The 25,841-nt window shown below is 42.0% G+C and carries 24 protein-coding genes; 22 read left to right on the forward strand and 2 right to left on the reverse strand.

The window, feature by feature from the left end; all coding sequences use genetic code 11:
* The first annotated feature begins 207 nt into the window (after window positions 1-207).
* From BMX50_RS28605 to BMX50_RS28665, 13 genes are all read left to right on the forward strand, one after another.
* Window positions 208-1,062: a UDP-2,3-diacylglucosamine diphosphatase gene (locus tag BMX50_RS28605; protein WP_091218945.1), complete on the forward strand. Its 855-nt coding sequence runs from the start codon at window positions 208-210 to the stop codon at window positions 1,060-1,062.
* Window positions 1,063-1,182: 120 nt separating this feature from the next.
* On the forward strand, window positions 1,183-2,175 hold the full coding sequence (locus BMX50_RS28610; RefSeq protein WP_091218947.1) for a glycosyltransferase family protein: 993 nt from the start codon (window positions 1,183-1,185) through the stop codon (window positions 2,173-2,175).
* Window positions 2,176-2,236: 61 nt separating this feature from the next.
* Window positions 2,237-3,223, forward strand: coding sequence for a DUF6427 family protein (locus tag BMX50_RS28615; RefSeq protein ID WP_091218951.1), 987 nt, complete (start codon window positions 2,237-2,239; stop codon window positions 3,221-3,223).
* A gap of 100 nt (window positions 3,224-3,323) precedes the next feature.
* A complete protein-coding gene (gene purQ, locus BMX50_RS28620) occupies window positions 3,324-4,016 on the forward strand; it encodes a phosphoribosylformylglycinamidine synthase subunit PurQ (RefSeq protein ID WP_091218955.1) in 693 nt (230 codons plus the stop codon).
* Window positions 4,016-4,759 (forward strand): type III pantothenate kinase, encoded by a 744-nt coding sequence (locus BMX50_RS28625; protein ID WP_091218958.1) that lies wholly within the window; start codon window positions 4,016-4,018, stop codon window positions 4,757-4,759. The genes purQ and BMX50_RS28625 overlap by 1 nt, the downstream gene beginning before the upstream one ends.
* Complete coding sequence (locus tag BMX50_RS28630) at window positions 4,752-6,074, forward strand: BamG family beta-barrel-assembly machinery protein (protein ID WP_091218961.1); 1,323 nt, start codon at window positions 4,752-4,754, stop codon at window positions 6,072-6,074. Before BMX50_RS28625 ends, BMX50_RS28630 begins: the two co-directional genes overlap by 8 nt.
* A gap of 9 nt (window positions 6,075-6,083) precedes the next feature.
* Entirely contained in the window at window positions 6,084-6,665 is a 582-nt protein-coding gene (gene lptC / locus BMX50_RS28635; RefSeq protein WP_091218967.1) for an LPS export ABC transporter periplasmic protein LptC, read from the forward strand.
* 105 nt (window positions 6,666-6,770) lie between these two features.
* Window positions 6,771-8,891, forward strand: coding sequence for a peptidylprolyl isomerase (locus BMX50_RS28640; protein ID WP_262494051.1), 2,121 nt, complete (start codon window positions 6,771-6,773; stop codon window positions 8,889-8,891).
* A gap of 167 nt (window positions 8,892-9,058) precedes the next feature.
* Window positions 9,059-9,574: a DUF2480 family protein gene (locus BMX50_RS28645; protein ID WP_091218975.1), complete on the forward strand. Its 516-nt coding sequence runs from the start codon at window positions 9,059-9,061 to the stop codon at window positions 9,572-9,574.
* Window positions 9,575-9,667: 93 nt separating this feature from the next.
* Window positions 9,668-10,462 (forward strand): DUF3108 domain-containing protein, encoded by a 795-nt coding sequence (locus BMX50_RS28650; RefSeq protein ID WP_091218980.1) that lies wholly within the window; start codon window positions 9,668-9,670, stop codon window positions 10,460-10,462.
* An 11-nt stretch (window positions 10,463-10,473) separates the two neighbouring features.
* The gene (locus tag BMX50_RS28655) at window positions 10,474-11,037 is read left to right on the forward strand and encodes a DUF3109 family protein (protein ID WP_091218986.1); all 564 of its coding nucleotides are present in this window, start codon (window positions 10,474-10,476) and stop codon (window positions 11,035-11,037) included.
* Window positions 11,038-11,181: 144 nt separating this feature from the next.
* On the forward strand, window positions 11,182-12,318 hold the full coding sequence (gene gmd / locus BMX50_RS28660) for a GDP-mannose 4,6-dehydratase (RefSeq protein WP_091218991.1): 1,137 nt from the start codon (window positions 11,182-11,184) through the stop codon (window positions 12,316-12,318).
* 28 nt (window positions 12,319-12,346) lie between these two features.
* Window positions 12,347-13,933, forward strand: a complete 1,587-nt coding sequence (locus tag BMX50_RS28665) for a gliding motility protein RemB (protein WP_091218998.1) — start codon at window positions 12,347-12,349, stop codon at window positions 13,931-13,933.
* A gap of 102 nt (window positions 13,934-14,035) precedes the next feature.
* Here the strand turns inward: BMX50_RS28665 and dxs are convergent, their stop codons facing one another.
* Window positions 14,036-15,967: a 1-deoxy-D-xylulose-5-phosphate synthase gene (gene dxs, locus BMX50_RS28670; protein WP_091219002.1), complete on the reverse strand. Its 1,932-nt coding sequence runs from the start codon at window positions 15,965-15,967 to the stop codon at window positions 14,036-14,038.
* Between the two features lie 236 nt (window positions 15,968-16,203).
* Here dxs and BMX50_RS28675 point away from each other — a divergent pair, with 236 nt between their 5' ends.
* Window positions 16,204-16,965 (forward strand): segregation and condensation protein A, encoded by a 762-nt coding sequence (locus tag BMX50_RS28675; protein ID WP_091219007.1) that lies wholly within the window; start codon window positions 16,204-16,206, stop codon window positions 16,963-16,965.
* 89 nt (window positions 16,966-17,054) lie between these two features.
* On the opposite strand, the gene BMX50_RS28680 is transcribed toward BMX50_RS28675, so the two are convergent.
* On the reverse strand, window positions 17,055-17,954 hold the full coding sequence (locus BMX50_RS28680; protein WP_091219011.1) for a helix-turn-helix domain-containing protein: 900 nt from the start codon (window positions 17,952-17,954) through the stop codon (window positions 17,055-17,057).
* A 149-nt stretch (window positions 17,955-18,103) separates the two neighbouring features.
* On the opposite strand from BMX50_RS28680, the gene BMX50_RS28685 reads away from it, so the two are divergent.
* The 8 genes from BMX50_RS28685 (at window position 18,104) to BMX50_RS28715 (ending at window position 25,808) form a co-directional block, all read left to right on the forward strand.
* Window positions 18,104-18,955 (forward strand): aldo/keto reductase, encoded by an 852-nt coding sequence (locus BMX50_RS28685; RefSeq protein WP_091219016.1) that lies wholly within the window; start codon window positions 18,104-18,106, stop codon window positions 18,953-18,955.
* Between the two features lie 14 nt (window positions 18,956-18,969).
* Window positions 18,970-19,428 (forward strand): cupin domain-containing protein, encoded by a 459-nt coding sequence (locus BMX50_RS28690; protein WP_091219019.1) that lies wholly within the window; start codon window positions 18,970-18,972, stop codon window positions 19,426-19,428.
* Window positions 19,429-19,458: 30 nt separating this feature from the next.
* The gene (locus BMX50_RS35080; RefSeq protein WP_262494052.1) at window positions 19,459-19,590 is read left to right on the forward strand and encodes a hypothetical protein; all 132 of its coding nucleotides are present in this window, start codon (window positions 19,459-19,461) and stop codon (window positions 19,588-19,590) included.
* Window positions 19,591-19,596: 6 nt separating this feature from the next.
* Window positions 19,597-19,944, forward strand: a complete 348-nt coding sequence (locus tag BMX50_RS28695; RefSeq protein WP_244281132.1) for a nuclear transport factor 2 family protein — start codon at window positions 19,597-19,599, stop codon at window positions 19,942-19,944.
* Between the two features lie 12 nt (window positions 19,945-19,956).
* Window positions 19,957-20,556 (forward strand): flavodoxin, encoded by a 600-nt coding sequence (locus BMX50_RS28700; RefSeq protein WP_091219022.1) that lies wholly within the window; start codon window positions 19,957-19,959, stop codon window positions 20,554-20,556.
* Window positions 20,557-20,655: 99 nt separating this feature from the next.
* Window positions 20,656-20,889 (forward strand): hypothetical protein, encoded by a 234-nt coding sequence (locus tag BMX50_RS28705; RefSeq protein WP_091219025.1) that lies wholly within the window; start codon window positions 20,656-20,658, stop codon window positions 20,887-20,889.
* 500 nt (window positions 20,890-21,389) lie between these two features.
* A complete protein-coding gene (locus BMX50_RS28710) occupies window positions 21,390-22,676 on the forward strand; it encodes a serine hydroxymethyltransferase (RefSeq protein ID WP_091219028.1) in 1,287 nt (428 codons plus the stop codon).
* A gap of 3 nt (window positions 22,677-22,679) precedes the next feature.
* Complete coding sequence (locus BMX50_RS28715) at window positions 22,680-25,808, forward strand: PAS domain S-box protein (RefSeq protein ID WP_091219031.1); 3,129 nt, start codon at window positions 22,680-22,682, stop codon at window positions 25,806-25,808.
* Window positions 25,809-25,841: the final 33 nt, after the last annotated feature.

Below are 25,841 nucleotides of genomic sequence, written 5' to 3' on the forward strand. Positions count from 1 at the left end.
TCAGACATTTGTAAAAATCTTTGTAATGAATTTTGAGTATGCTTATCTGGTAGTTATAGGGTTGCTGATATTAGTTGGCTGCTTCTATGCAAGTCCATATGAATTGACAGTTAACGAAGATGAAGACGACGAGTAATCGTTGCTGTATTAATAAAAATTGTTGTTTTCCGGCATACCTGCCGGCCTGTAAAATAGCCCCTTAATTTAATGGCAAAACGCGAAGTTGATATTGTAGTAATATCTGATGTGCACCTTGGTACTTACGGCTGTCACGCAAAAGAATTGCTTAAATATTTAAAAAGCATCAAGCCCAAAATCCTTATCCTTAACGGCGATATAATTGATATTTGGCAGTTTAGTAAATCGTACTGGCCCGAGGCACACATGAAGGTAGTGCGCCGCATCCTTAAGTTTGTTACCGATGGCATCCCGGTTTATTATTTAACCGGCAACCATGACGAGATGCTGCGCAAGTTTACCGATTTTAATATGGGCACTTTTCAGCTGCTTGATAAGCTGGTGCTGAATATCGACGGAAAAAAAGCCTGGATCTTTCATGGGGATGTGTTTGACGTTACCATGCAGCACTCCAAATGGCTGGCCAAACTGGGCGCCGTTGGCTACGATACACTTATTTTGATCAATAGTTTTGTAAACTGGTTCCTCACTGCTATTGGCAGGCAAAAAATGAGCTTTTCGCAAAAAGTGAAAGCCAGTTTTAAGGAGGCGGTAAAATTTATCAATCAATTTGAGCAAACTGCAGCCGACCTGGCTGTGGATAAACAGTACGGCTACGTAATTTGTGGTCACATTCACCATGCCGAAATCAGGGAAATTGCGTCAACGCAAAACACAGGCTCGGTACTTTACCTTAACTCGGGCGATTGGGTGGAAAGTTTAAGTTCACTGGAGTATCACAACGGGAAATGGGAGGTATTTAAATACAAACCCGATGATTTCAACACAGATGCGGATGAAGACGACAAAACCGACGCTGAAGATTTGAACGCCATGCTTGATGTTAAGAATTTATTGGAACGTTTTAAGCACGAACACGATTAATTATTACCAAAAACACTTTTCTTTACTAAATTAAGCCCCTGAATATAGTTGCCGGTAAATCAGCGTATCCGTTGTACCTGCATCGCACAATCATCATCCTTTTGAAAAGAATTTATTTTAATGAAGATACTGTTTGGTATACAGGGAACAGGTAATGGGCATATAAGCCGGGCGAGAGAGATTGTGCCCTTACTGCAGCAATACGGCGAGGTTGATTTGCTGGTAAGTGGTACCGAAGCCGAGGTATCATTATCACAGCCCCTGAAATATCGCTTCCATGGCGTAAGTTTTGTGTTTGGTACCAATGGTGGGGTAGATAACTGGGCTACCTGGAAAATCATGAACCTGCGTCAGTTTCAGCGCGATTTGCGGAGCCTGCCGTTAAAACAATATGACCTTATCATAAACGATTTTGAACCTGTAAGCGCCTGGGCTTGTAAACTGCGGGGGGTACCATCGGTGTCACTGAGTCATCAGTGTTCATTTGTATCTCCAAACACACCGCGCCCCGAAAAAAAAGATCCCTTTGCACAGTGGCTTTTAAAAAATTATTCGCCAACTACCTATCATGTAGGCTTTCATTTTGAACGTTACGATACATTTATCAACACCCCGGTGATCCGCAGCGAAATCAGGCAGATGGAAACTTCCGACCTTGGGCATTATACCGTTTATTTGCCGGCATATGATGATAAAACCTTGCTGAAGTATTTGGGTGCCCAAAAAGACGTTAAGTGGCAGGTATTTTCAAAACGGCAAAAGCAGGCTTACCAATCAGGCAATGTGGAAATTTTCCCGGTAAACAATGAGGCCTTTAATAAAAGTTTGGCAAGCTGTACCGGCCTGCTCACCGGCGGCGGCTTTGAAGGCCCTGCTGAAGCCTTGTTTTTAAAGAAAAAGGTAATGATGATCCCGATGAAAGGGCAATACGAACAGCAGTGTAATGCGCTTTCGGCCTCTAAATTGGGAGTGCCGGTAGTGAGCGAGATAAACGATAAATTTACCGGGCACTTAAATAGCTGGGTAAATGACAGTAAAAAAATCGTGGTAGATTTCCCCGACGAAACAGCAGCTATAGTAGATAATTTGGTAAAGCAATATGCAAGAGCTTAAAGCATTGCAACGTAAGCGGTTTTTCTGTTAATTTTGCAACCGCAAATACGGCCCGCACATTATGATCAATCTTTTCCGGAACTATAACCCTTTCAATATTGTATGGCTGGCTATTTTGTTGCTCGTGCTCCGCATAGGCTACATGGTGCAAATTCCCGAAAAGGTTGAGTTTATTTTTGTTGAGCCATTTGCCCGGCTGCTGGTGCCCGTAAAATATGAATACGCTTTTTCGCCGCTGTTGAACGTGATCATTGCCGGTGGACTTGTATTTGCCCAGGCCCTGCTGCTTAATTCGTTGATTAATCATCATAATTTATTAGGCAAACCAACCTTTTTACCCGCGCTGATGTATATCACACTTGCCGGTTTGTTCACGCCTTTTTTAACGTTAAGCGCTCCGCTTATCTGTAACTTTTTACTCATATGGATGCTTTATAAATTATTCAACCTTTATAAAGGCGAGGATGTTAAATCGGCCACTTATGATGTGGGTATGATAGTAGCAGTGGGTTCACTGATTTATTTCCCGTTTATTTATTTGTTTTTAGCTATATGGGTAGCGCTTATCGTATACAGGCCATTTAACTGGCGGGAGTGGGTTATTTCTATACTGGGCTACGTAACTGTATTCTTCTTCCTTGCGGTAATTTATTTTATGAATGATATGCTGCCGCGGTTTACCCACATCTGGCTTCCTTTGGGCAAAAAGTTTCCGGATCATATCAGCATAAATTCATACAATTACCTTTTGCTTGCCCCTGTTATCTTGATATTGGTGCTTTGTTTTTTTAAGCTGCAGCAAAACTTCTTTAAAAGTTACGTGCAGATCCGTAAAACATTTCAGTTGCTGTTTTTTATTTTTCTGATCACGGCACTTTCATTTTATCTTAATTCGGAGTTTCGCCTGAGCCATTTTTTGCTTTGTGCAGTGCCGGCAACGGTGTTTTTTGCCTATTATTTTTTGTATGCAACAAAGCGCTGGTTTTATGAAGTATTGTATTTGCTGTTATTTATCAGCATCATCTACTTTCAGTTTAACAAATTTTAACTTTTACATTCGTCCTTATTTCGGCGGTTATGTTAGTTTTGTACCCTGAAACTATAATAATAAACTATTTAGATTCAGCCCCAATAAAAAAATAATTCTGATGAAGTTTGGAGTAGTTATTTTTCCTGGTTCTAATTGTGATGAGGATATCATATGCGTATTAGAAAAAGTACTGAGTCAGCAGGTGGTAAGGTTATGGCATAAAGATCATGACTTGCAAGGTGTTGACTTTGTTGTTTTACCCGGTGGTTTTTCATTTGGTGATTACCTGCGCTCTGGCGCCATTTCCCGTTTTTCGCCAATTATGCAGGAGGTTATCCAGTTTGCTGCAAAGGGGGGGTATGTAATGGGTATTTGCAATGGTTTCCAGATCCTTACCGAGGCCGGTTTATTGCCCGGAGCTTTATTGCACAACACCAACCGCAAATTTATTTGCCGCAACATTTACTTAAAGCCGCAAACATCAAATTCGTTACTTACTGCGCAGCTTGATCCGCAACAGGCATTAAGGATCCCGATTGCGCACGGCGAAGGCAACTATTTTGCTGATGCCGAGGTAATCAAAGCCCTTAATGATAATGACCAGGTAATGTTCAGGTATTGTGATGAGGCCGGTAATATCACCGCCGATGCAAACCCTAACGGATCATTGGAAAACATAGCAGGTGTTACAAACTTAACCAGGAATGTATTTGGCTTAATGCCACACCCTGAGCGTGCCGCCGATGGCTTGTTAGCCAACGAGGATGGTTTAGCTATTTTTGAATCAATATTATCAATAGTTAGGGCCTGATGACCAGTTTGGTTATCGATATTGGTAATACCCTCATCAAAATTGCAGTTTTTGATCTGGATGAACTGCTTGAGGTTAACCAGTATGAAACCATTGATATGCCGGTATTGGATGCCTTGCTTAACAAATACAATCCGGTTAAGGCAATTTTGTCTTCGGTAAAAAAAAATACAGAAGCATGGCAGGCCAAATTAGGGGAGAAAATTTCGCTGGTTTATTTTAATACGCTAATGACCAGCGGGATAAATAACCATTATTTAACCCCCGAAACTCTTGGCCCCGACAGGCTGGCAGCTGTTATTGGTGCATATAACATGTTCCCGGGCCAAAACAGCCTGGTAATAACAGGCGGTACGGCCATTACTTATGATGGCGTTAACGCCGGAGGAAATTATTTTGGCGGCAGTATATCGCCGGGCTTAAATATGCGTTATAAGGCTTTAAATAATTATACGGCAGGTTTGCCGCTTATTGAAGCCGATGCTGATTTTAATGCATCATACGGAAACAATACAACAACCGCCATCCGTTCGGGAGTACAAAACGGAGTGAAATATGAGCTTACCGGTTTTATTGAAAGCTATAAAACCATGGGCGAACAACTGAATATTATACTAAGCGGGGGCGACAGCTTTTTTTTTGATACTCTATTGAAAAATAGCATCTTTGCCCGCTACATAAAAATTGAACCATATTTGGTTTTAAAAGGTTTAAACGCAGCTATACAAAAGCATAATGATTAAATATACCCGGTTTTTTATAACACTTTTACTGGCTGTTGCCGCTTTTTCAGCACATGCGCAATCAACGGCAACCTCAAGCTCTCCATATTCTCGTTACGGTATCGGCGATATTGATCCTCAATTAATGGGGCAAAATATAGGTATGGGCGGCATTAGCGTAGCTACCAATAAAATAGGTTTTTTTAATAACATCAACGTTGTAAACCCGGCGTCATACGGTGCAATTAACCTTACAACTATTGATGTTGGTCTATACGCCAATTTTTTAACGCTTTCGCAAACCGGTGCTTCAAGTCAAAAAAACAGCAATTTCAGGCTTAACCACATCGCGTTTGCTATCCCTACTTCAAAACGTTCGGCCCTGAGCTTTGGTTTATTGCCATACAGCGAGCGTGGTTACAACTATAAAAAATCCGTAAGTAAATTAGGAACTTCGGGTTCTCCAGCCGATACCAACGTAACCAATTACAGCTATAGCGGCGATGGTAGTTTATCAAAAGCATATTTGGGTTATGGTTTTGGCTTAGGCAAACACTTATTGTTAGGTGCCAACGTATCGTACATATTTGGTAATATCAAAGATATCGCCACTACCGAAATTCCCGACCTGGCAGGTGCAATCAACTCAAAAATTCAATCGAGCAATGCAATAGGCGGTATAAACTATGATTACGGCGTGCAGTACTCATTTGATTTTTCGGAAACAAAGCACCTCGTTTTAGGCTATTCGGCATCGGCAGGAACAAAACTGCATACGCAAAGCAGCTTTATTGTTAGCCAGTATTTTAATGATGCAAACGGCAACCAGGATATAGCTGCCGATAGCGTGGTTAGTACAACCGGCCCTAAATCAAAATTGAAATTGCCACAGATCAACAGGTTTGGTATCTCTTTCCAAAGCGACGGTAAATTTTTGGTGGGTGCCGATTACTCTATGGGCAAATGGTCCGACTTATCAATTGCCGGTGTAAACCAGGGCTTACAGGATAGCAAGACATTTAATATCGGTGGTTCATATACCCCCAACATCGCAACTATCAGAAACTACCTGGCAACTGTTGATTACCGCATAGGCGCTATATATGATCAAACCTATATGCACATTAACGGTACCACAATAAAAAGGTATGCCGGTACTGTAGGTGTAGGCCTGCCTTTACGCTCAAACAATGGCAGTTATTACAAAATCAATATCGCTGCAGAAGTTGGTCAGCGTGGATCATTGGTTAACGGTTTAGTTAAAGAAAACTACGTTAATATCCACCTTGGCTTCACACTTAATGATAAGTGGTTTACCAAGTATAAATTTGATTAATTAGTTGTTATGAGCCGCCTTGCAGTTAACATACCGGCTTTGTGCCTGTTACTGTTGCCAATGGCGGCTTTCCTGTCTTCGTGCGAAAATGACCTGAAAAAGGTTAGGGAACTTTCGGCAAACGAAGTGGATACCGTAGCTCAGCGTACTACCGGGCTTGACCTCATTATGAGCGACTCGGCTAAAGTAGAGATCCATCTTACCGCGCCACTGATGATCGAATACCAGGTCAAAAAAAAGCCTTATAAAATTATGCCTAAAGGCGTAAAGATCGATTACTACGACCGGGGAACTGGACAGCTTTCGGGCGATATAGTTGCAGATACCGGCATTCAGCGTGAGCAAGAAAAACTGATTGAATTTCATGGCAACGTGGTTGCAACCAACGCTAAAGGGGAGACCTTTAAATCAAACGAATTATTTTGGGACCAGGTTACCAAGCGTGTTTATTCCAATAAACCCGTTCAGGCCACGCTTAGCGGTGGTAATGTTATGAACGGCAATACCTTTGAAAGCGACGATAAGCTTTTAAACCCTACCTTTAAAAGCAGCACCGGGCTGTTTCACGTTGATGAAAAAGCGACACAATAATGACTTTTTTTAACGAAAAATTTGTGTTATAGAATTTTAGTAAAAATTGTATCTTGCGCGCTCTTAAAAAAAGAATAGAATAATTATAAATGTAATATGGGTATAATGGGTTTTTTGCGCGAAAGGATGGGGAAGATTCTCGCATTCTTTATTGGTTTCGCGCTGCTTGCATTTATTGTGAGCGAAGTTGTAAGATCGGGCGGTTCCTTTTTCAGGGACGATAGTAACGAGCTTGCCGTTGTTAACGGCGAAAAAGTGCCCTATGACAAATTCAACGAAAAGCTGGAGCAAAACTCTGCGCAGTTTAAACAACAGGGACAAAGTATTTCTCCGCAGATAGCCAGCTACCTGCAGGAAACTACCTGGAACCAGTATTTAAGCCAGTTGCTGATAGGCAAAGAGATTGAAAAACTTGGCCTTACCGTTGGTGACGATGAAATGAATGTAATGATCGGCGATAACAATCCCGACCCGCAGATAGCCCGTCAGTTTGCCGATCAGCAAACCGGTCAGTTTGATCGTAGCAGGTTCAACCAGTTCAAAGCCTACCTGCAATCAGGTAAGGCAGACCCTGCTCAGAAAAAAGCATGGAGCGATTTTGTGATCGACCTGATCGAAGCTAAAAAAGCTACCAAATACATGACTTTGGTTACCAACGGCCTTTATGTAAACTCGCTTGAAGCTACAGATGATTACGAAGCAAAAAACAAGCTGGCTAATTTTAAATATGTATCGCTTGATTATGCCTCAATCCCTGATGCTAAAGTTACTTTAACCGATGCTGACTACAGTGCATACTATGATGCGCACAAATCTTCATTTAAAACTCCGCAGGAGTTAAGGGATTTTGAATACGTGAGCTTTAACGCTGCGCCTTCAAAAGAAGATTCAGCAGCTGTTAAACAACAGGCCGAAAAATTAGCGGGTGATTTCAAAACCACTCCTAATGATTCTCTTTTTGTACAGATCAATGCCGAAACAAAAACTCCTTTAGCTTATCAGCGTAAAGGCAGCCTTGACCCAAAACTGGATACTACCATGTTTAACGCGGCTAAAGGATTTGTTTATGGCCCATACCTTGAAAACGGAAGCTACAAAGTGGCTAAGCTGGTTGATACCAAAACTACTTTTGATTCGGTTAAAACAAGGCATATCCTGATCGACCTTGCATCAGCAGGTGGTGACGACAAAGCAAAAGCAAAAGCCGATTCAATTAAGAAACTAATTCAGGGCGGTAAATCATTTGCCGAACTTGCAACAACATTCTCTGCTGATAAAGGCAGCGCTGTAAAAGGTGGTGAAATTCCTTCATTTGATGCCAATGGTTCAATGGGCGGCGGTCAGGGCAATTTAGTTCCTGAATATTACAATGCTGCTTATAAAGCAAATAAAGGCGATATCATTGTAGTGAAATCACAGTTTGGTTACCATGTTATCCAGGTTGAAGAGCAAAAAGGTTCTGTTAAACTGGTTAAAGTTGGTGTAGTTGATAAACCTTTAACAGCAAGCAGCAAAACTCAAACTGTAGCTTATAGCAAAGCACAGGCATTCTTAGCTTCATTAACTTCAGATAACTTTGATGCAGAAGCTAAAAAAGAAGGTTTAAAGCCACGTACTGCTGAAGATGTTACTGCAATAGCTTCTGGCTTGCCAGGTTTAGACAACGCACGTGACGTAGTTAGATGGGCTTATAAAGCTGCAAAAGGCGATATCACCGATAAAGTATTTACTGTAGGTGATCAATATATAATTACCCGCCTTACCGAAATTAAACCAAAAGGTACTTTAACGCTTGAAGCTGTTAAAAAACAAATTGAGCCAATGGTGCGTAATGAGGTTAAAGCTAAACAGCTGAAAGAGAAATTTGATTCGGCCCTTAGCGGAGGTGCTTCAATTGACCAGGTTGCTCAAAAAGTAGGCAGCAAGGTAGTACCGGTTGAAAACATTGTGTTTGCCAACCCTATCATCCCTGGCCAATCGGCAGAGTATAAAGTTATCGGTTCGATCTTTGGTTCGGCTATCAACAAAATTTCAAAACCTGTTGATGGTGCACAAGGTGTTTATGTATATATTGTTAACGGTTTCACTAACCCGCCGGCACTTGCTAACGCTATTAAACAAAAAGAACAAATTAACCAGGTGCTTTTACAACGCTCACAAGGCCAGGTGCTGGATGCATTAAAAGATAATGCAATTGTAAAAGATAACAGAGCTAAATTTTTCTAAACAAAATTTAAAGTAAATTTACATCCGGGAATGGCCTTAAGCCGTTTCCGGATTTTTTGTTTTATGTACTGCTTGTTTATATAAAGTAATTATACAATACTGATCATCAGGCTAAGCAGCTTTAGGCTTTGTGCATTCCGCTTTTAGCTTTAATAGATATAACTGATATGGATATCCAGGAAAACATAGTAAATAAGGTAGCTCAGAGTGGTTTGGTTACCTTAGACCCGGCGGATTTTTATCCGGCAGGGGAGCGCGTTATATATGATATAAAAGATAATCTTTTCCACGGCCTTATTTTAAAAGAGAAGGATTTCAGGGAGTTTATAAAAGAACATGACTGGGCACAATACGAGGGCAAGAACGTAGGTATAACCTGCACTGCCGATGCTATTGTACCTGCATGGGCATATATGCTGTTAGCCAACCGCATGGCCCCTTACGCCCGCGAAATTGTATTTGGGGATAAAGAAGTGCTTGAAACCGTACTTTTTGAAAAGGAAATAGCTAAAGCCGATTTTGAGCAGTACCGCGGGCAGCGCATTGTACTAAAAGGCTGCGGCGATACCGAAGTGCCTGTATCTGCTTATGTTGAAATTACCAAAAGGCTGACGGCTGTGGTTAAAAGCCTTATGTTTGGCGAGCCATGCTCAACAGTGCCTATCTATAAGCGTAAGGATTAAGTATTTAAGTGGCGGTACGCAATAAAAATAAGTTTAAACCATTTATAATAGCAGTTGTCATATCACAAGCTTCGCAATAGAGGCTCTTAATAAATGAAAAAACTGCTGATTAACAAATACTTTTTTACTGTACTGCTTTTTATAGCCTGTTGTACCGGCGCATTTGCCCAGGAGCTTAAAAAAATCAACGAATCGATTTTTAAGGCGGGCGAACAATTGGATTACAAGATGAAATACGGCTTTTTTACCGCTGCTGAAGCTACGATCAAAGTAGAAGCCAGCGATAAAAAATATGATGGCCGCCCTACGTTTCACCTGGTTGCCGAAGGAAAAACCGCAGGCTCTTTTGACCTGTTTTATAAGGTTCGTAACCGGTATGAATCATACGTGGACCAAGCAACGCTGATGCCTTATTTCTATACCGAAAATAGGCGTGAAGGCAAGTACAGGCATACAGACAATGTTACCTTTGATCAGAAAGATAAAAAGGTAACAGCCAATAAAGGCACGTTTAACTACAAAGGCGAATCCTTTGATTTTGTATCGGCTTATTATTTTGCCCGGGCCATTGACGTTTCAAAGCTGCACGAGGGCGATACATTTGATTTGCAATACTTCCTGGAAGATGGTTTTCACAGTATGCAGATAACCTATGTAGGTACTGAAACGGTTGAATGTTCGCTTGGTAAATTTAATTGTCTTAAATTTAGCCCGGCAATTATTCCGGGACGTATTTTTCGGAAAAACAGCAAGTTGTACCTTTGGGTTACCAATGATAAAAACAGGATTCCGGTTAAAGCCCATGTTGAGGTGATTATAGGTAGTGTATCTATGGAACTCAAATCGGCAACCGGGCTTAAATATCCTTTGAACCCTATTAAAGATTGATTTAAAAGATAATGATTGAGGTTGGCAATGTATTACTGCATGAGGATGTAGTAAAAGAAAATTTTGTATGTAATTTAAATAAATGCAAAGGCGCATGCTGTCTTGAAGGTGATTCGGGGGCCCCGCTTAATGCCGACGAACTTGATATCCTTAAAGAGATTTACCCAAAGGTAAAACCTTATCTTACGGCAAAAGGCATCAAAACCATTGAGAAAGATGGCGTTTACGTAACCGATTTTGAAGGCGACTACACTACGCCATGCGTTGATACCAATAAAGAATGTGCCTACGTAATATGGGAAAATGGTATTACCAAATGCGGTATCGAAAAGGCGTATGAAGAAGGTGCTATTACCTGGAAAAAGCCTATCTCATGTCATTTGTACCCGATCCGCATTACTTCATACCCTGAGTTTGATGTTTTAAACTACGATCGTTGGAATATTTGCAGCCCCGCATGTTCATTTGGCGATGAGCTGAAAGTACATGTTCATGAATTTTTGAAAGACCCGCTTATCCGCAAGTACGGGGCAGATTGGTATCGTGAATTGGAGGATACCGTAGCCGGGATTTAATCCTCACCATATTTACGGGCAAATATCCTTATTCATTTAACGGTAGTATAAACCCGGCACAAGCCTATATATTGAGCGTTATAGAGGTAATTACAATAAAATTGGATATTATTGTACTACATAATATCTCTACGGTAACTACTAATGAAAAAGGCTTTAATAACAGGAATAACGGGGCAGGATGGCGCTTATTTAGCAGAGTTTTTGCTGAAGAAGGGCTATGAGGTACATGGGGTTAAACGTCGTTCATCATTATTAAATACTGATAGAATAGATCACTTATATCATGATCCGCATGAGCCTGATGTTAAGTTCAGGCTTCATTATGGCGATCTTACCGATTCAACCAACCTGATTAGGCTTATCCAGGAAGTTCAGCCCGATGAAATATATAATCTTGCCGCCCAAAGCCACGTAAAAGTAAGCTTTGAAACGCCGGAGTACACTGCTAATGCCGATGGCGTTGGTGTACTACGCATTCTTGAAGCGGTACGGCTTCTTGACCTCACGAAAAAAACACGCATCTACCAGGCCTCCACATCCGAGCTTTATGGTTTGGTGCAGGCGGTGCCACAAAGTGAACCCACCCCTTTTTATCCACGCTCACCTTATGCAGTAGCAAAACTATATGGCTATTGGATTGTAGTTAACTATCGCGAAGCTTATGGTATGTATGCCTGCAACGGGATTTTGTTTAATCATGAGAGCCCGATAAGGGGCGAAACTTTTGTTACCCGTAAAATTACACGGGCGGCATCAAAGATAGCTCTTGGCCTGCAGAATTGCCTGTATGTAGGTAACCTTTCGGCACAGCGCGATTGGGGGCATGCCAAAGATTACGTGGAAGCAATGTGGCTGATGCTGCAGCAGGAAACTGCCGAAGATTTTGTAATAGCGACTGGTATAACAACCACTGTGCGCGATTTTATAAGGATGGCTTTCATAGAACTGGGTATCGAAGTTGAATTTAGCGGAAAGGATGAAAACGAGCGCGGTGTGATAATCGATATTGATGAGGAAAGGGCACTTGCGCTTGGACTGAATTTGGATGCTTTGCGGTTTGGGCAAACAGTGGTCAAGGTTGATCCGCGGTATTTCAGGGCAACGGAGGTTGATCTGCTAATTGGCGACGCTACAAAAGCTTATACTAAACTTGGATGGAAACCTAAGTATGACCTGCAGGCACTGGTAACCGATATGGTAATTGCAGACCTGCATTTGGTTAAGAAAGATGAATATCTGAAAAAAGGTGGTTTTAATACGCTTAATTATTTTGAATAAACAACGATAAATACCATATCAACTATATATGAAGAAAATATTTACAAGCATTACTTTATTGTTTTTGATAAGCGGGTTTGCGAAGGCCCAGTCCGATTATCAGCCTTATAACTACCAGTTTTACCAAAAGCTTAATGAAGATGTTTATTCGACTAAAACACGGGTACACAGTTCGTTAAAACCTTTTATGGTTGATGATTCGCTTTTGAAAGTACACTATGATTCGTTAATGAACCTTAACGGACTTAAAGGCCGCTTTTTTAATGAGCACCAAATTGATGTTAAAAGTAATAACTCCACTTTTTATGCCGATCTGTTGCCCGACTTTAATCTAAGCCGCGATTTCTCAGGTAAAAAGAATACCAATTTCGGTACCCTTGGCATTCAGCTTGGCGGAACCTTTGGGAAAAACTTTTCATATAATGTGGCCGGTTATGAAAATCGTGCGGTATTGCCCAATTACCTGCAAACTTATGTTAACCAGGTTGGGATAGCTCCAGGGCAGGCCTATGCCGGTATTTATGGAAATGAATATCGCTGGTCGTACATTACTGCTAATGTTTCCTATACTCCGATAAAGTTTTTGAATATCAGCGCCGGTCGCGATAAAACTTTTATTGGAGATGGTTACCGCTCATTGTTATTATCTGACTACGCATCGCCATATCCATTTTTTAAATTAACGGCTACGCTGGGCAATGTACGTTATATGGCTATGTGGGCCTATTTTAATGATCCGTTATCGATAAAAGTGGATAATGGCGACAGGAAGAAATTTGGTGTATTTCATTATTTAGACTGGAATGTATCCGACAGGTTATCATTCGGTTTCTTTGATGCTGTGATATGGGCAGCTAAAGATGATCAGGGCCATAAGCGCGGATTTGACTTTACTTATATAAACCCGGTGATATTTTTAAGGCCGGTTGAGGCCTCAAATGGCTCGCCTGATAACGCTTTGATTGGCTTTACAGGCAAGTATAAGCTAACGGATGGTATTACAGCTTACGGTCAGTTTGCGCTCGATGAATTTGAATCATCAAGCTTTTTTTCAAATAAAGGCAGCTCGCGTAACAAATACGGTTTTCAGTTGGGTATAAGGGGAGCAAACCTGTTTAATGTTAAAGGTTTAAATTATTTGCTCGAAACAAACAATGTTAAACCATACACTTATTCAGAACGCTCATCGATACTTAATTATGCTGAGAATGGTGAGCCGCTTGGACATCCCTGGGGCGCCAACTTCCGTGAAGCCGTTGGTTTGTTAAATTACTCATACAAAAGGTTTGATTTTACAGGCGAGGTTGATTATGGGCATTACGGGCTTGACGTAAATGGCTTGAACTACGGAAAAGACCTTTATCTTGCCTACGTGGATCCGGCACGGCAATATGGTAACTATACAGGGCAGGGTTTAACCACCAATATGGTTTACCTGGAAGGAAAAGTAGCGTATTTAATTAATCCAAAGTATAATCTCAGGTTTGAACTTGGCGGCTTGGTGCGTCGCGATAAGAACAGCCAGTTTAATGATAAAACATCGATGCTGACATTTGGTATCCGTAGTTCATTCCGGGCTGTATATAATGATCTGGTGAGCTATAAGGTGCATTGATGATATTCCCGATGTTCGGGATTATCTAATTTGGGAAATTAATGAGCATAAAAAAAGCGACTATCAGTCGCTTTTTTTATGCTGTAATGTCATTGTATTTTATTACGACGCTATCGTATTCACATTCCGCTTTTCGGCCATGTTACGCACCTGCCGGGCTATGCCGTTGGCATCGAAACCACAATCGGCCCAAAGCTCAGGCTGATCGCCATGCTCAATGAACTTATCAGGGATCCCCAGGCGTTTTACCTGGATATTGGTGTAGCCATTATCAGCCATAAATTCAAGCACTGCGCTGCCTGCACCGCCTTCAATACAGCCATCCTCAACAGTAATTACTTTATTAAAGTTTTTAAATACGTCATGTAATAAAGCTTCATCAAGCGGTTTTACAAAACGCAAATCGTAATGAGCCGGGTTATAACCTTCGGCATTAAGTTCGGCTATGGCTTTAACAACTTCATTACCGATGGCTCCTATAGATAGGATAGCTACATCATCACCATCACAAACCTTACGGCCTTTGCCTACAGGGATAGCTTTGAACGGACGCTGCCAGTCAACCATAACGCCATTGCCGCGTGGATATCTGATCACGAATGGCCCCATGTTTTCCTGCTGGGCAGTAAACATCAGGTTTCGCAGTTCTTCCTCGTTCATGGGGGCAGATACCACCATATTGGGAATACAGCGCATGTATGCCATGTCATAAGCACCGTGGTGTGTAGCGCCATCAGCCCCGGCAAATCCGGCACGGTCAAGGCAAAATACTACATTGAGCTTTTGTATGGCCACGTCATGAATCACCTGGTCATAAGCCCGCTGCATAAAGCTGGAGTATATATTACAAAACGGAACAAGTCCCTGTGTTGCTAAACCGGCAGAGAAAGTTACTGCGTGCTGCTCGGCAATACCTACGTCAAACGCGCGGTTAGGCATGGCCTTCATCATGAGGTTTAATGAACAACCTGATGGCATAGCCGGAGTAATACCCATGATCTTAGGGTTTTGCTCGGCCAGTTCAATGATACTGTGTCCAAACACATCCTGGTATTTAGGAGGTTGAGGCTTATCATATTTGGCTTTTTTTATCTCACCGGTTATCTTGTCGAATAAACCGGGAGCATGCCACTTGGTCTGGTCCTTTTCGGCAAGGGCATAGCCTTTACCTTTCACCGTGATGCAATGCAGTAACTTAGGCCCCGGAATATCGCGGAGGTCCTTCAATACTTTTACCAGATGATTGACATCATGCCCATCAATAGGGCCGAAATAACGGAACTTAAGCGCCTCAAAAAAGTTGCTGCGTTTAAGCAGGGTACCTTTAATGCTTTTTTCAAGCTTTTGAGCTATCTTAAAGGCGTCCGGGCCAATAGATGATAGTTTGGCCAGCACATGTGCAATATCATCCCTAAAGCGGTTGTATGGCTTTGAGATGGTGATATCAGTAAGGTATTCTTTCAATGCACCAACGTTAGGGTCGATGGCCATGTTATTATCATTCAGGATTACCAGCAGGTTCGAGTTTTCGATACCAGCATGGTTAAGTGCTTCAAAAGCCATACCTGCGGTCATCGCACCATCACCAATTACGGCTACGTGCTGCCTGTCGGTTTCACCTTTATAGTGCGAAGCAACAGCCATACCTAATGCTGCAGATATAGAAGTTGATGAATGGCCTACACCGAAAGTATCGTATTCGCTTTCGGAACGTTTTGGAAAGCCACTGATGCCACCGTGGATACGGTTGGTATGAAATTCATCTCTGCGGCCGGTAAGTATTTTGTGGCCGTAAGCCTGGTGCCCAACATCCCAAACTAACTGATCGTAAGGTGTATTGAGTATATATTGTAAAGCTACCGTAAGTTCAACTACTCCCAGGCTGGCGGCAAAGTGCCCGCCATTAACAGATACTACGTCAATAATATACTGGCGTAGCTCCTTGCATACCTGTTCAAGCTCTGTTTCGTTAAGTAGCTTTAAATCAGATGGATAATTTATTTTTTGTAATAAATTCCCGGCCGGTACCTGCATTGACATTTGTAAGGGTATTTAACCTGCAAAATAAACTAATTATTGTTAAAATCAGGGTATATAAATATATTAAATTACTTAACAAACAGGATATGCCAAACAAAATGGTTTGATTAATGCATATTGGATGATGAACAGAAGCAGGGGATTATTTGTTTTTAAGTCTGAAATTCTGGGTTTTGCCCTTTCATTCGTACTGTATTGAATATGGCCGAAATGTGTATTTTTGACCCTTTATGACCGACGATAGTTTTGCCATTAGGTTACCCCAGTTTGAAGGCCCGTTTGACCTGCTGCTGTTTTTCATTGAACGCGATGAGCTGGATATTCATGATATCCCGATAGCCAAAATTGCCGATGATTTTCTGCACTACCTGCACCAGATGACAAGCCTCAATATGGAAATTGCCAGCGAATTTATTTTCGTTGCGGCAACGCTTATGCGCATTAAGGCCAAAATGCTGCTGCCGCGTTATGGTACCGAAGAAGCAGGAGATGATCCGGATACTAAAGAAAACCTGATCAGGAAACTCATCGAGTACAAGAAGTTCAAAGAAGTGTGTGAAGAGATAAGGCCGATGGAAGATGAGCGTTTTAAACAGGAAAAACGGGGCAATATCAAACACGATCTCGAGCAGGTTGAAAAAGTGGCCGTGCCCGGCGAGGAACTATCCGAGTTAACCCTTTACCGCCTCATGGTTGTTTATGAGCGAATGGTCCGTAATTTCACCCGGCGCAGTGAAGAGGTGAAACATACAGTAGTACAATATCCTTACACCATCGAAAAGCAAAAGAAAGCGGTAGCTGACCTGCTCAAAATCAATAAGATGCTTGATTTTAAGGCCATCGCCAAAGAATCTGAAAATAAGGTGCACTTTGTATATAACTTTTTAGCCGTGTTGGAAATGCTGCAACAGGACCTGATCGATATTCAGATAGGGTTGGGATATAATAATTTCTGGATCTCATCGAAAGCCGGGGCCGAAGCAGAAAGCTAAAAGCTTTTTTGAGCTTAAGGCAGAAGGCTTAAAGCAAAAAGCTTTTGTGAAGATTTATAGAAAAGCTTTGAGCCTTTAGCTTTAGGCTTTCAGCTTTTTAATGACCTGTACTCCTGTGGTGTATGGCCAACCCGCTTTTTAAACAGGCGTGCAAAATGCTGCGGGTATTTAAACCCCAGTTCATAAGCTACCTGGTTAATGTTTTTGCTGCCGTCGAAGATCTTTTCCTTGGCCATATCAATCAGTTTGGCCTGGATATATTCCTGGGCAGTTTTGCCTGTTTCCTTTTTGACCAGGTCGCCAAAATAAATGGCCGAAAGGTTCAGTTGCTCCGCACACCAGGCAACAGCGGGCAAGCCAATGGTTTGTGGCTTGTCCGACCCGAAATAATCGTTTAACAGGTTTTCAAATTTTGCTAAAATTCCCTGGTGTATATGATCACGGGTGATGAACTGCCTGTCGTAAAAACGGGTGCAGTAATCCATGAACAATTCGATATTGGCTACGATCAGGCGCTTGCTATGCTTATCCACCCCTCGTTCCAACTCATAATCTATTTTGGAAAAACAATCCAAAACGATATTTCTTTCACGCTCTGACAAGTGCAATGCCTCGTTAGACTGGTAGCCGAAAAAAGTAAACTCCTGGATCCGCTTACCCAGAGAGGTGCCATGTATGAGGTCGGGATGAAAAGCCAGAGCATTTCCTTTAGGCTGATAGATTTCACCATTGCTGTTTATTCCGGCCACCTGCCCGGGGGCGAGTAAAACCAGTGTCCCTTCCTGGTAATCATAGGTGTTTCTGCCGTACACCATGTCGCCACATTTAACATCTTTTAAAAACACAATGTAAAAGCCAAAATACATCCGGGAGCCCGACCGCGGGTCGGCCTTTGACAGATCAACAATGCTTACCAATGGGTGTTTGGTTTCGTTGTTGTTAAATGCATTGTATTCACTTATCGTATTGAAACGGCGCATGCTATCCATATCCACTTTATTTTAGTTCGAATTTACGCTATTAATCAATGCGTTGGCACCAGGGCATACCCAATCGGTAATAATGGTATAAACATCCGTAATCTGTATCCTGTTTGAGCAAATAAAAGACCTCAACTTTGTGATGTTAAATATCAGCTATGCAAAAAGTTAAATTAAATAATGGTGTCGAAATGCCCATCCTCGGGTTTGGTGTGTTCCAGGTAACAGACCTGGCAGAGTGTGAAAGAAGTGTAAGGGACGCTATAGAAATAGGTTATCGTTTGATTGATACGGCGGAGTCTTACATGAACGAAGAAGCTGTAGGTAAGGCTATCAAAACCAGTGGTGTTGCCCGAGAAGAATTGTTTATCACGACCAAGCTCTGGATTCAGTCGGACGGTTATGCCGGGGCAAAAAAAGCTTTTGAAGGCTCACTGAAAAAATTGCAGTTAGATTACCTCGACCTGTACCTGATGCATCAACCATATGGTGATGTTTACGGCGAATGGCGGGCGATGGAAGAACTGTACAAAGAAGGAAAAGTAAGGGCTATCGGCGTAAGTAACTTCCATCCCGACAGGCTGATCGATCTGATCATTCACAACGAGATTGCCCCCGTAGTAAACCAGGTTGAAACCCATCCCTTCCATCAGCAAAACGAGGCACAGCAATTCATGATCGATAATCAGGTGCAGATTGAATCATGGGGCCCATTTGCCGAAGGTAAAAACAACATTTTTCATAATGAACTGCTACAGTCCATCGCCGGGAAGTATAATAAATCAATTGCCCAGGTCATCCTTCGCTGGCTTACACAAAGGGGCGTTGTAGCTATTCCCAAATCGGTACGAAAAGAAAGAATGGCGGAGAATATCAACATTTTTGATTTTGAACTAAGTGCCGAAGATATGGACGCCATTAAAACGTTGGATACCAAAGCAAGTAGCTTTTTTGACCACCGGGATCCGGCGATGGTGAAATGGCTTGGAGAAAGAAAATTGAATAATTAAACCTGCAAAAAATCATGAAAAAAGTATTGTATGTAATGATCCTGTTAGGAGCGATGGCTTCTACCCCTGTAATGGCGCAAACAGCGCCTGTTTTTACAAGAGGCGAATTATCTAAAACCAATAACCATACCGGCGATGTGTGGCTTAGGGAATTGAACAAAGCCGATAGCGTAATTGATTGCAATATCGCTACGGCCACTTTTGCACCGGGGGCTAAACTGGACTGGCATATCCACCCGGCCGGGCAAATCCTGATGATCACCGAAGGCACCGGCTATTACCAGGAAAAAGGTAAACCAATCCAGGTAGTTCATCAGGGTGACGTGATCAAATGCGTTCCCGGCGTAGCGCATTGGCATGGCGCATCGCCTAAATCAACCTTCACTTACATTGCCGTTAGCACCAATGGGGCAACAAATAAAACCCAATGGCTGCAAAAGGTAACCGATGAGGAATATAACAGCGTGAAATAGTTTATCAATACCAATAATCCTGTAAAAATTATGAAAGTATCAATTATCACATTATTCCTGTTAATTGTCGGCGTGCAATTAGCCAGTGCACAAACGCCAAATACATCTCCTACTCCTACCAAAGCAGAACAAGAGATCATCAATCTGTCAAAAACAAAATAGACCTGGATGGCAGATAAAAATGCAGATTCATTAAATGTGCTGTTTGATGAAAAATGTGTGTTTGTTCATATGGGCGGAAGTTGGGGAAAACCACAGGAACTCAACGTCATTAAATCGGGAGGCATCTGGTATAAAAAAGCAGCAGTTTACTCCACTTCAGTGAACATTTTTGGTAACACGGCCATCATGTTAAATGATATCGACCTGCTGGCAGTAGTTGGTGGAAATGAAGTTACCCACGCTTTTATGGTGACCGAGGTATACCTTAAAGAAAGTGGCAAATGGAAGATGGGTTCACTCACTTTCTCGCAATTGCTAAGGCCAGTTAAAATGGAAGCACCGGGTAAGCAATAAAAAATCAAACCTATGAAAAAAGGATTCTTTGTTTTGATGTCAGCTGTACTCTGCTTCATATCTGCCTGTTCCAGCGCGCAATCCACATCGGCAAAAAAGATATTAATCGTATACCTGTCCCGAACAAATAATGCCAGGGCGATAGCCAATATCATACATGAGCAGGTAGGCGGAAAGCTGGTAGCATTGGAGCTGGAAAATCCGTATCCTGAAAATTACCAGGCCATTGTACAACAGGTTGCCAAAGAAAATGAAACCGGCTACCTGCCGCAATTGAAAACGAAAATTGATAGCATCGATCAGTATGATGTGGTATTTGTTGGTTTCCCCACCTGGGGAATGAAGCTGCCCCCGCCGGTGAAAGGTTTTTTAAAGCAATATAATCTGAGAGGGAAAACCATCGTGCCATTCAATACCAATGCGGGCTATGGCATTGGCAGCACTTTTGAAACGGTAAAAGAATTATGCCCCAATAGCAAGGTATCAGATGGCTTTACGACCAAGGGCGGCATTGAACGGGACGGTATTTATTTTGTAATGCAGGGCGAACGGGAAAAGCAAGTGCGTGAGGAAATTAAAGAATGGTTGCAGAAAATTAAGGTTCAGCGGTAATAAACTGTATTGGTTTAAAAATACGGTTAGGAACTTGAGAAATAGACAAGACTTCGGTGTTTACTTAAAAACCGTTATCTTTATATAATTTTTAAGGTTATGGATATCGCATTAAAGTATAAAATAGTGGAAAAAATCATTCAAAGCAATGATGATAATATACTTAATGAAATAAATTCATTGTTGGGTTTGTCCGAAAATGATTTTTGGTCAGACCTTCCAACACCAATTCAGAGAGCTATTGATAAAGCAAAGAATCAGCTCGATCAAGGTGAAGGTATTCCTCACGAAGAAGTAATGGCTAAAATAAAATCCCGTTTTTTGAATAAATAATGCAGCACCAAATTGTTATTTGGTCGCCTGTTGCGGAGCTTACCTATTATGAAATATTGAATATCTTGATGAGAACTGGACTATCAAAGAGGTAATTGCCTTTGTTAAACGTACAGACGAAGTGATTGGTCATATATCAAATAATCCACTACTTTATCCTTACTCTAAACAAAGTGATACACATAAATGTGTTGTTGTAAAACAGGTAAGTTTATTTTACCGTGTAAAATCCAATAATATAATCGAGCTTTTAATGTTCTGGGATAATCGCCTTGATCCAGATAAGCTTAAATTCTAAACCTGCCATGTATAAGTGATTTACAATCATTGTGCTTACATAAACATTTCCTGATAATTTATTCGTTGCAACCACTTGAGTGGCAAATAATATTGTGTTTACTTTTAATTAAGTAAAATCTAACATTGCTTGCGTCTCAAATCTAATATCTCATATCTCAAATCTATCTTTTTCGTTAACTTAGCGCCGTTAAAAACACACAATGAAAAGAGACAAACTGATATTTAAGCTATTGGATGAAGAGCAGCAACGCCAGGAAGAGGGCATTGAACTTATAGCATCTGAGAATTTTGTAAGCAGGCAGGTTATGGAAGCAGCAGGTTCTGTTGCAACCAACAAATATGCCGAAGGTTTACCGGGCAAACGCTATTATGGCGGCTGCCAGGTGGTTGACGAAATTGAAACCATAGCTATCGAACGCGCTAAGCAATTGTTTAATGCCGAGTGGGTTAACGTACAACCACACTCAGGTGCACAGGCAAACGCAGCAGTTATGCTTGCCGTGTTGCAGCCGGGCGATAAAATATTAGGTTTCGATCTTTCTCATGGTGGTCACTTAACCCATGGTTCGCCTGTTAACTTCTCTGGTAAATTGTATGAGCCTCATTTTTATGGTGTAAATAAAGAAACCGGTTTGGTTGACTATGATCAGTTAAAAGAAGTAGCGCTGCGCGAAAAACCAAAACTGATCATCGCAGGTGCTTCGGCATACTCACGCGATTGGGATTATGAATTTATCCGTAAGGTAGCTGATGAGGTTGGTGCTTTGGTACTGGCTGATATTTCGCACCCTGCAGGTTTAATTGCCCGTGGTTTATTGACCGATCCGCTGCCGCATTGCCACATTGTTACTACTACTACCCACAAAACTTTACGCGGTCCGCGTGGTGGTTTGATTATGATGGGCAAGGATTTCGAAAATCCGTTCGGTATCAAAACTCCAAAAGGCGAGATCAGGATGATGTCGTCATTGTTGGATATGGCTGTATTCCCAGGTACACAGGGTGGCCCGTTGGAGCATATCATTGCCGCTAAAGCTGTTGCTTTTGGCGAAGCTTTGAGCGAAAACTACATGAAATACATTGTACAGGTTAAAAAGAATGCCGACGCCATGGCCGAAGCATTTGTGAAACTGGGCTACCAGATCATATCTGGCGGTACCGATAACCACTTGATGTTAATCGACCTGCGCAACAAAAATATCACAGGTAAAGCTGCCGAAAATGCGTTGGTAACTGCGGATATCACCGTGAACAAAAACATGGTGCCTTACGATGATAAATCACCGTTTGTAACTTCAGGTATCCGTGTAGGTACAGCTGCTATCACTACCCGTGGTATGAAAGAAAAACACATGGAGCATATTGTTGAATTGATAGATGCTGTAATTACCGATCCTGAAAATGAACATTCTATCAAGAAAATCCGTAAAAGGGTTCACAAGTTAATGTACGACTTTCCGTTGTACAGAGATAAGGACTCAGAATAAAAAATGACACCAAGGCAGGAAGATCCATCAAACATAGAAGATAAGCGCTTAGCCGCGCTTAAGTCATACAATGTTTTGGATACCATGCCCGAAAAGGAGTATGACGCTATTACGCGTTTAGCTTCCTACATATGCCAGGTACCGGTAGCGTTGATAACACTACTTGATGCCGAAAGGCAATGGTTCAAATCAACATACGGCGTCGACGTGGGGGAAACACCCCGCGCCGACGCTTTTTGCAACCGCACTATCCAATCCGACGCGCTTCTTGAAATAACAGATTCCAAACAGGATGAGGAGTTTAAGGATAACCCCATAGCCAATGAGATGGGCGTTCGCTTTTATGCCGGCGCACCATTAATAGACCCAGATGGTCACAGGCTTGGCTCGTTATGCGTGATTGACACAAAGCCCCGAAAGCTCACTGCCGAACAACGTGATGCACTCCGCACACTGGCAGATGAAGTAATGTCGCACCTGCTGCTCCGTAAGCAAAAGTTGGAGTTAGAGTTAACACTCAAAAGTCACCAGGAATTTCATAATCTCTTTGATAGCTCTCCTGATGTTCATTGTATAATGGACAGGGATTTTAATATCGAGCAAATCAACCGCTCTGTCAAAAATGTTTTAGGTTATTTGCCAGCCGAGGTTATAGGTAAACCTATCTGGAGCTTTTTTCAGGAAGAAGAGCGGGCTAAATCATTGTCGATATTAAAAAATGGCTTAAGCAGGCAACAACGTTATTTTGAAATAGAAGCACATATTATAACGCCACCGGGCGATATTAAATGTGTAAGCTGGACGGTAAGTTTTAAAAATGATAAATGGTTTGCCAGCGGGCGCGATATCAGCTACCAAAAAAAGGTTGCCGATGAACTGGCGTTATTATCACTGGTAGCAAGTAAGGTTACCAGCGGCGTGGTGATCAGCAATGCGGCCGATGAAGTGATGTGGACCAATGAAGCTTTTGAGCAGATAACGGGCTATAATCAGGCCGATGTGGAAAACAGGCGCTTACGCGATGTGCTTAAGGGAGTTCCGTTGGATGCCGAAGCAGTAAAAAGGCTTGATGAAGCCATCCGTAAACAGGTATCTTATGAGGTTGACTTGTTGATAGATAAAAAAGATGGCGAACCGGTGTGGATCTCGGTATTTAATTCAGTGATCCGCGACAGGGCCGGGCAAACAGATAAATTTATCAGGGTTATCATTGATATAACCCAGCGAAAAAAGATTGAGCAAGACCTGGAGATCCTTTCGTTTGCAGCCCGCAAATCGCCAAGCGGTATCCTGATCCGCAGTAATACCGGCGAGGTGGTATGGATGAATGAAGCCCTTGAGAACATAACCGGCTATACCTTTAATGAGATGCAGGGTAAAATGTTTGGTACCATGTTACTGGGCGAAGATACCGACCTTAATGTGTTTAATGCGGCGGTAAAAGCTGTAGAGGAAAAGCGGGGCTATGAGATTGAAATAAAAATATATAAAAAAGATAAAACACCAATCTGGGTGTTTTTGTCGAATAGTCCGCTGTTTAATGAAATAGGCAGCGTTGAACGGCAGATAGCTGTCATGGTTGATATTACGGAGCGCAAGAAAACCGAAGAGCAGTTAACCATGCTTTCGTTGGTGGCCAGCAGTACGGCCAGCGGCGTCGTAATTAATAACAGCGATGGCAAGGTTGAATGGGTGAATAAAGCCTTTGAACAGATCACAGGCTACACTTTGCTTGATGTAGAGAACAACCATCTTGGAGATGTGCTTAAAGGCGAGCTTACGGATGTATCCATTATTCAAAAGGCACGCGAGCTGTCACGCAACAAACAATCGTTTGAGGTTGACCTGCTGGTTTACCGTAAAGACAGGCAGCCATTGTGGATTTCGGTCATTAACTCGGTGATCATTAACAGCAAAGGCGAAGTTGATAAATACATAGAGGTTATCATCGATATCACTGCTAAAAAGAAAGCCGAAATTGAACTGATCACAGCCCGAGAAGAAGCTATACAGCTAAGCCGTGCTAAAGATATGTTCATATCTGTGATGAGCCATGAAATCCGTACACCGCTAAATGCCGTAATTGGTATGTCGCATTTGTTATTGGAGGATGATCCGCTTGACGGGCAAAAAGAGAATTTGAATATCCTGAGGTTCTCTGCCGAAAACCTGATGACGCTGATCAATGATGTGCTTGATTTTGCCAAGATCGAAACCGGAAATGTGGAGCTTGAAAAGGAGCGGGTTGATTTGACAGAGCTTGTTCAAAGCATAACAAGTTCAATGCAATATAAAGCCGGCGAAAAAAATATTTATATTAGCAAAAGCATCGATGAGGCGATACCCAAAGTTGTTTTGGGCGATCGCACCCGGCTGATCCAGATATTATTAAACCTGGTTGGTAATGCCATTAAATTTACTGATAAAGGTGGTGTTACTATCGACCTGCGGGTGATACAGGAAACCGAACAGGATGTACGCATCAGGTTTGCTGTAATTGATACGGGCATAGGCATTGCGGCCAATAAATTGGGCACCATATTTGAACAGTTTAAGCAGGCCGAAATGGATACTACGCGTAAGTACGGGGGCACAGGCCTGGGCCTGGCTATCAGCAAGCGCTTGATAGAGCTGCATGACTCGCGCATAAATGTTGACAGCGTGCCGGGGCAGGGTTCAACCTTTTGGTTTACTATAGGTTTTAAAAAGGGTGATTACCAGTTAAACAGAAATAGCAATAACGTGGAAGAAGGACTTAAAATTAATGTTTTAGTAGTTGATGATAATCAGATAAACCGCCTCCTCATTAACAAAATTTTAAAGAAGTGGGGTGCCAACGCTGATTTTGCCGAAAACGGTATTGAAGCTATTGAAAAGGTTGAAGCAAACCGTAACTATAATGTAGTACTGATGGATATTCACATGCCTGAAATGGGCGGTTTGGAAGCCACAGGCATTATCCGTGCTAAAACAGACAGCTATTTTCAGCAATTGCCAATCATAGCCCTTACGGCCTCCATGCTCAGTAACCAAATGGGCGAGATCAACAATGCCGGTATGAATGATTATATCCTCAAACCTTTTGATCCACGAGTGCTTTATGATAAATTAAGCAGGTATCAGCAGCAGTAGCTTTTAGTGGTTAGAGATTGGTCAAAATCCATG

The sequence above is a fragment of the Mucilaginibacter gossypiicola genome (genome assembly GCF_900110105.1).
Taxonomy (GTDB): domain Bacteria; phylum Bacteroidota; class Bacteroidia; order Sphingobacteriales; family Sphingobacteriaceae; genus Mucilaginibacter; species Mucilaginibacter gossypiicola.